Annotated in this window: 6 protein-coding genes and 1 other RNA gene; all 7 read left to right on the forward strand. The window is 35.2% G+C overall.

Annotation, left to right across the window (positions count from 1 at the left end; translation table 11 throughout):
- Positions 1-42: 42 nt before the first annotated feature.
- The 7 genes from treC to recR all read left to right on the forward strand — a co-directional run bounded on the left by treC (position 43) and on the right by recR (position 6,263).
- Positions 43-1,677 (forward strand): alpha,alpha-phosphotrehalase, encoded by a 1,635-nt coding sequence (treC, locus tag CD150_RS01315; protein ID WP_073344955.1) that lies wholly within the window; start codon positions 43-45, stop codon positions 1,675-1,677.
- A 30-nt stretch (positions 1,678-1,707) separates the two neighbouring features.
- Positions 1,708-2,433, forward strand: a complete 726-nt coding sequence (treR, locus tag CD150_RS01320) for a trehalose operon repressor (RefSeq protein ID WP_073344951.1) — start codon at positions 1,708-1,710, stop codon at positions 2,431-2,433.
- Positions 2,434-2,504: 71 nt separating this feature from the next.
- Positions 2,505-2,774, forward strand: an RNA gene (ffs, locus tag CD150_RS01325) — signal recognition particle sRNA large type.
- A gap of 181 nt (positions 2,775-2,955) precedes the next feature.
- Complete coding sequence (locus CD150_RS01330; RefSeq protein ID WP_073344947.1) at positions 2,956-3,486, forward strand: GNAT family N-acetyltransferase; 531 nt, start codon at positions 2,956-2,958, stop codon at positions 3,484-3,486.
- A gap of 59 nt (positions 3,487-3,545) precedes the next feature.
- Complete coding sequence (dnaX, locus tag CD150_RS01335) at positions 3,546-5,255, forward strand: DNA polymerase III subunit gamma/tau (protein ID WP_073344944.1); 1,710 nt, start codon at positions 3,546-3,548, stop codon at positions 5,253-5,255.
- 89 nt (positions 5,256-5,344) lie between these two features.
- Complete coding sequence (locus CD150_RS01340; RefSeq protein ID WP_026034724.1) at positions 5,345-5,662, forward strand: YbaB/EbfC family nucleoid-associated protein; 318 nt, start codon at positions 5,345-5,347, stop codon at positions 5,660-5,662.
- A 4-nt stretch (positions 5,663-5,666) separates the two neighbouring features.
- Positions 5,667-6,263: a recombination mediator RecR gene (recR, locus tag CD150_RS01345; RefSeq protein ID WP_046206986.1), complete on the forward strand. Its 597-nt coding sequence runs from the start codon at positions 5,667-5,669 to the stop codon at positions 6,261-6,263.
- Positions 6,264-6,843: the final 580 nt, after the last annotated feature.

Genomic DNA, 6,843 nt, shown 5'->3' on the forward strand with positions numbered 1-6,843 from the left:
CGGGTTTCTTAATTTAAAATACAAAGATAAGGTGGTAATCAAATGGTAGTCAATGATTGGAGAAAATCGGTAGTTTATCAAATTTATCCCAAATCATTTAATGATACGACAGGTAATGGTGAAGGAGATTTAAACGGCATAATTGAAAAGTTAGATTATCTACAATATCTGGGTGTGGATTATATTTGGTTAACGCCTATTTACGAATCACCTATGAATGATAATGGTTATGACATTAGTGATTATTATAAAGTGAACGAACAATTTGGCACGATTGAAGACTTAAAAAGGTTGATTGCTGAAGCGCATCGACGCAATCTAAAAATAATGATGGATATCGTCATTAATCATACTTCTACAGAACATGAATGGTTTAAACAAGCATATTCAGATAAAAGTAACCCGTACAGAGACTACTATTTCTTTAAGCGGTCAGCGGATAATCAACCACCAACTAATTGGGAATCGAAGTTTGGTGGTAATGCTTGGAAATACGATGACAAAACGGATGAATATTACCTACATTTATTCGATGTAACACAAGCAGATTTAAATTGGGATAATCCAGAAGTACGTCGGGAACTCTATAAAGTAATTAATTATTGGATTGACTTTGGCGTAGACGGTTTTAGATTCGATGTCATTAACTTAATTTCAAAAGGTGAATTTAAAAATTCAGAAAAGGTAGGAAAGGAATTTTACACTGATGGGCCACGTGTGCATGAATATTTACATGAAATGAATCAGCAGACATTTGGTAGTAAAGATATGATGACGGTGGGTGAGATGTCTTCAACAACGATTGAAAATTGTATCCAGTATACGGATCCTGCACGTCAAGAGCTAAGTAGTGTGTTTAATTTCCATCATTTAAAAGTAGACTATATTGATGGCGAAAAATGGACAAATGCTAAGTTAGATTTTCATAAATTAAAAGAAATATTAATGGAATGGCAAATAGGTATTTATAACGGTGGCGGATGGAATGCCATTTTTTGGTGCAATCATGATCAACCACGTGTGGTAACGCGGTTCGGTGATGATTCGACTGAAGCCTTACGTCAAAGTAGTGCTAAAATGTTAGCCATCGTCTTGCACATGCTCCAAGGCACGCCGTATATTTATCAGGGTGAAGAAATTGGCATGACAGATCCTCATTTTAATGATATCGACCAGTATAGAGATATAGAATCTTTAAATGCATATCATAAGTTAAAAGGTGAAGGTTATCCAGAAGCAGAGATTCTAACGATTTTAGGACAAAAATCTCGTGATAATTCTCGTACACCCGTACAGTGGACAAATGGTGAAAATGCAGGTTTTACTTCCGGTACACCTTGGATTGATATTCCTGATAATTATAAGGAAATTAACGTTGAAGCAGCTATAGAAGACGACCAATCTATTTTACAAACATATAGAAAATTAATAAAGCTACGTCACGAATATGATATTATAACTTATGGAAATATTGAGCCACTTTACATGGATCACGATGAATTGTTTATTTATAAGCGTCATCATGAAGATGAAACATGGTTGGTGATTGCTAACTTTTCAAAAGCAAAAGTTGAACTACCAAAAGCGTTAAACGTTGATGGGCAAGTCATGTTACAAAATGGGTCGATTGAGAATGGCTTAATAGATGGATTTGGTGCCATAGTAGTTAGACAATAATTTAAAGTAAAAGGCAGTGAGTGAAATCACATGAAACAGAAAAAATTTATTGCGATTTATGAAAATTTACGCACAGATATCATCGAATCAAAGTTACCCTATGGCGCTCAATTGCCCTCAGAAAATGAATTGGTATTCGACTATAATGCTTCTCGCGAAACTGTGCGCAAAGCGCTTAATCTACTTGTTAGAGATGGCATGATTCAGAAAATAAAAGGTAAAGGTTCAGTTGTCATCTATCAAGGTATTACAGAATTCCCACTTGCGAATTTAACCAGTTTCAGGGAAGTTCAACAAGGGTTAGGTCTGATTCACGAGACTGAAGTTAGATTATTAGAACGCATACCTGCTAGTGAAGCGCCAGAAGTAAAAAGCGCTTTGGGCTTGCGTCAGAGTGAGACATTGTGGCATATTATTCGAACGCGAAAGATTGATCATCGTGTGAAAATTATCGATGAAGATTATTTAGTAGAAAAAATCGTTCCTAATATAACGATGCATATTGCTAAAGATTCGTTGTACCATTATATAGAACAAACATTGAAACTAGAAATTAGTTACTCTAATAAATCCATCACCTTCGAATCATTTGGTAACTTAGAATATGAAATATTTGGAGATGTAACGCCATCGTATACTGCTACGGTCCGAGGAATCGTCCATTTAAAGGATACGACAAAATTTCAATATAATATTTCCAAACATTTAGCTACAGAATTTAAGTTTAACGATTTTTCGAGACGTCATAAAATTTAATGAAATAAGTTATAAAATAATGAATTGTATGACTTGCAATCAGTCATTACCTTATAGTATGATATATCTTGCCGTGCTAGGTGGGGAGGTAGCGGTTCCCTGTACTCGAAATCCGCTTTATGCGAGACTTAATTCCTTCGCTGAGGCTACGTTTTTGTGAAGTCTGCCCAAAGCACGTAGTGTTTGAAGATTTCGGTCCTATGCAATATGAACCCATGAACCATGTCAGGTCCTGACGGAAGCAGCATTAAGTGGATCATCGTATGTGCCGTAGGGTTGCCGAGATTTAGCTGTCGACTTTGGTTACGTTTATGATACGTATTCGAAGCGAAGGTGCACGGTTTTAATTTTTAAATAAATACAATTAACCATATATTATGAGTGACTTATCTTTTGATAGCAGTCACTCTTTTTTTATATTAAAATAAGAGCGATACATTAATTTAATTGATCGAACTGCAACGATATCATTCTGATTGTAACTGCTAAAAATTGAATTTAGTGAATTTGGAGGAACGACATATGCAAATTTATTTAAGTACATTAACTGAAAATGACTATGACGCAAGTTTAGAGGAAATAAAAACCGCTTTTGAAAACGTCGTAGAGTCCAACCATGATGAACAAGATTTAGTTTTGAAAATTAGAGCGTCGACAGAATATAATTACGAATTGGAAGTTGTTGCTAAGACAGATGAAGGTGATGTCGTTGGTCATGTGATGCTTTCGGAAATAGAGATTATTAACGATGAAACACGCTTTGCCGCCTTAGCGTTAGCCCCTTTATCCGTATTGCCGAAATACAGAGGTAAAGGTATAGGTAAAGCCCTTGTCCAAGCAGTGGAGGAACGTGCAAAAGCGCAAGATTATACGACAATCATTGTACTTGGAGATCCTGGATATTATGGTATGTTAGGTTATGAAGAGGCGAGCCGTTATCAAATTTATAGTCCATTTGATGTGCCATCGAAATATTTTATGGTTAAATTCTTGTGGGAACAACTTGTTGAGCAACCAAATGGTAATGTAGTTTATCCAGAGGCATTTAATTAATATTCAAAATATAAAGCACAGTGATATAATAGTTGTTGAATGTTATTGGAGGTGCAAAGGTGAATTATCAAGCTTTATATAGAATGTTCAGGCCCCAAAGTTTTGAAGATGTAGTTGGCCAAGAACATGTTACTAAAACATTGCGCAACGCAATTTCAAAAGGAAAACAATCACATGCGTATATTTTTAGTGGACCTAGAGGAACAGGTAAAACAAGTATCGCAAAAGTATTCGCGAAAGCTATCAACTGTCTAGAACGTTCTGATGGAGAACCTTGTAATGAATGCGCTATTTGTACAGGTATTACGCGCGGAACGAATTCAGATGTGATTGAAATAGATGCTGCTAGTAATAATGGTGTGGATGAAATTAGAAATATCAGAGATAAAGTTAAATACGCACCAAGTGAATCAAAATTCAAAGTATACATTATAGATGAAGTTCATATGTTAACAACAGGCGCTTTCAATGCGTTATTGAAAACTTTAGAAGAACCACCAGCCCATGCAATCTTTATTTTGGCGACTACTGAACCACATAAAATACCTCCGACAATTATTTCAAGAGCGCAAAGATTTGATTTTAAAGCAATTAGCCATGATGAAATTGTAGAACGTTTGCAATTCGTAGCAGACAATCAAGAGATAGAATATGATCATGCAGCCTTAGATTTTATCGCTAAAGCTTCTGAAGGCGGTATGCGAGACGCGCTAAGCATTATGGACCAAGCAATCGCTTTTGGCGATGAACACCTTACATTACAAGACGCGTTGAATGTAACTGGTAGTGTAGATGCTCAAGCGTTGAATGATTTACTGAAAGAGGTAGTTGAAGGAGATGTAAAAACTGCATTTTCAACTTACCATCAATTTATTGCACAAGGTAAAGAAGTAAATCGCTTGATTAACGATATGATTTATTTTGTAAGAGATACCATTATGAATAAGACATCTAATATGGACTCTGAATATGATGCACTGATGCATTTTGACTTGGATACTTTATATAAAATGATTGACGTGATTAATGATACGCTTGTTTCAATCAGATTTAGTGTCAATCAAAGTGTTCATTTTGAAGTATTATTAGTTAAAATAGCAGAAATGATTAAAGGAGAACCTGAAAATGTGCAAACTGTTGCTACAACGAGTGTAGCCAGTGAGCCGAATAATGAAGTATTGTTACAGCGAATGGAACAATTAGAAAATGAATTAAAAACATTAAAATCACAGGGCGTCGTAGCTAACAATGCTAAACCACAAGCTAAAAAAACAGCTAGTAAAGGTCCACAATCGAAAAATGCATTTTCAATGCAACAAATAGCCAAAGTGTTAGACAAAGCTAACAAAGAAGATATTAAGCAACTTAAAGACCACTGGCAAGAAGTTATAGATCACGCTAAGAGTAATGATATGAAGTCACTAGTAAGTCTTCTTCAAAATTCAGAACCAGTGGCAGCAAGCGAAACCCATGTATTGATTAAATTCGAAGAAGAAATACATTGTGAGATTGTAAATAAAGATGATGAAAAAAGAGAGAATATTGAGAACGTAGTATGTAACATTATAGATAAAACAGTGAAAGTAGTCGGTGTCCCAGCAGACCAGTGGATGAGGGTGAGGACAGAATATCTTCAAAATCGTAAACAAGGTACAAGTGCCGAGGAAAACAGAACAGCGACAACAACGTCACCTGAAGATGTTGATGTCGTTCAAAAGGCGAAGGACTTATTTGGAGAAAATACAGTAAATGTCATAGATGAAGAGTGATACATGACAATGAATTAAAAGGCATGTATAATGAGACAAAAGATGAAATACAATCAGATGAGATTGAAGTTTTTAAGGAGGATAAATATATGCGCGGTGGCGGAAATATGCAACAAATGATGAAACAAATGCAGAAAATGCAAAAGAAAATGAATGAAGAGCAAGAAAAATTAAAAGAAGAAAAAGTACAAGGTACGGCTGGCGGTGGCATGGTGACTGTAACAGTATCAGGTCACAAAGAAGTTCTCGATGTAGAAATTAAAGAAGAAGCAGTTGATCCAGATGACATTGAAATGTTACAAGATTTAGTTATCGCTGCTACTAATGAAGCGATGAATAAAGCTGATGAACTTACTCAAGAACGCTTAGGTAAGCATACACAAGGCTTAAATATTCCTGGAATGTGATTGTATGCACTATCCAGAACCAATATCCAAACTTATCGACAGTTTCATGAAACTGCCAGGCATTGGGCCAAAGACAGCCCAACGTCTGGCGTTTCATGTATTAGATATGAAAGAAGACGATGTCGTTCAATTTGCTAAAGCTTTAGTCGATGTTAAACGAGAACTTACCTATTGTAGTGAATGCGGGCATATTACTGAGCAAGATCCATGTTATATTTGCCAGGATAAACAGAGAGATCGCTCAATTATTTGTGTGGTTGAGGACGATAAAGATGTAATCGCTATGGAAAAAATGCGTGAATATAAAGGCTTGTACCATGTATTACATGGTTCTATTTCTCCGATGGATGGCATAGGACCGGAAGATATTAATATTCCAAGTTTGATTAATCGTTTAAAAAATGACGAAGTGAAAGAGTTAATCTTAGCGATGAACCCCAATTTGGAAGGTGAGTCAACAGCGATGTATATATCAAGACTGGTCAAACCAATTGGTCTAACAGTAACTCGATTAGCGCAAGGACTTTCTGTCGGCGGAGATTTAGAATACGCGGATGAAGTAACCTTATCAAAAGCGATTATGGGCAGAACAGAGATGTAGTAAATGCTCAATTGTAAATTCAAATGAAACCGAAGCTACCTTTTTTAAGGTAGCTTTAATTTTTCGAAAAGAATTTTAATAAATAGTAAAGTTTGTTTTATAGAGGTTTATCAGCTTTTTTTCGATACCAAATCCCATGACGAAGTAATAAAAACGAACTTTATGTATTTTTCTATATTTTAAAGTATGTAATTTGGAGAAGTTGTACTTTTGGTTTAATATAAAAGTGTAAATTTTACTGTTGTTCAAAGCGTTTTAAGCGTGTATAGTATTTACTTGTCGGACGAAACAAAACGACACACAAAACAATATTTCAAAACAAGCTTTAAAATTAATTTTAAAAAGTTCTTGACTTTCAAAGCCAAAACCTGTAGAATTAATTCTTGTTATTGAAACAAATGAACATTGAAAACTGAATTGCAATATGTCAACGTTAATTCCGATTTCAACATTAAATGTTGAATCAAAACAACGTGTTATTAATAACACAAATTAGTATTTTATGAGCTAATCAAACATCATAATTTTTTATGGAGAGTTTGATCCTGGCTCAGGATGAACGCTGGCGGCGTGCCTAATA

This window comes from Staphylococcus ureilyticus (assembly GCF_002902235.1).
In the GTDB taxonomy this organism is placed as follows: Bacteria; Bacillota; Bacilli; order Staphylococcales; family Staphylococcaceae; genus Staphylococcus; species Staphylococcus ureilyticus.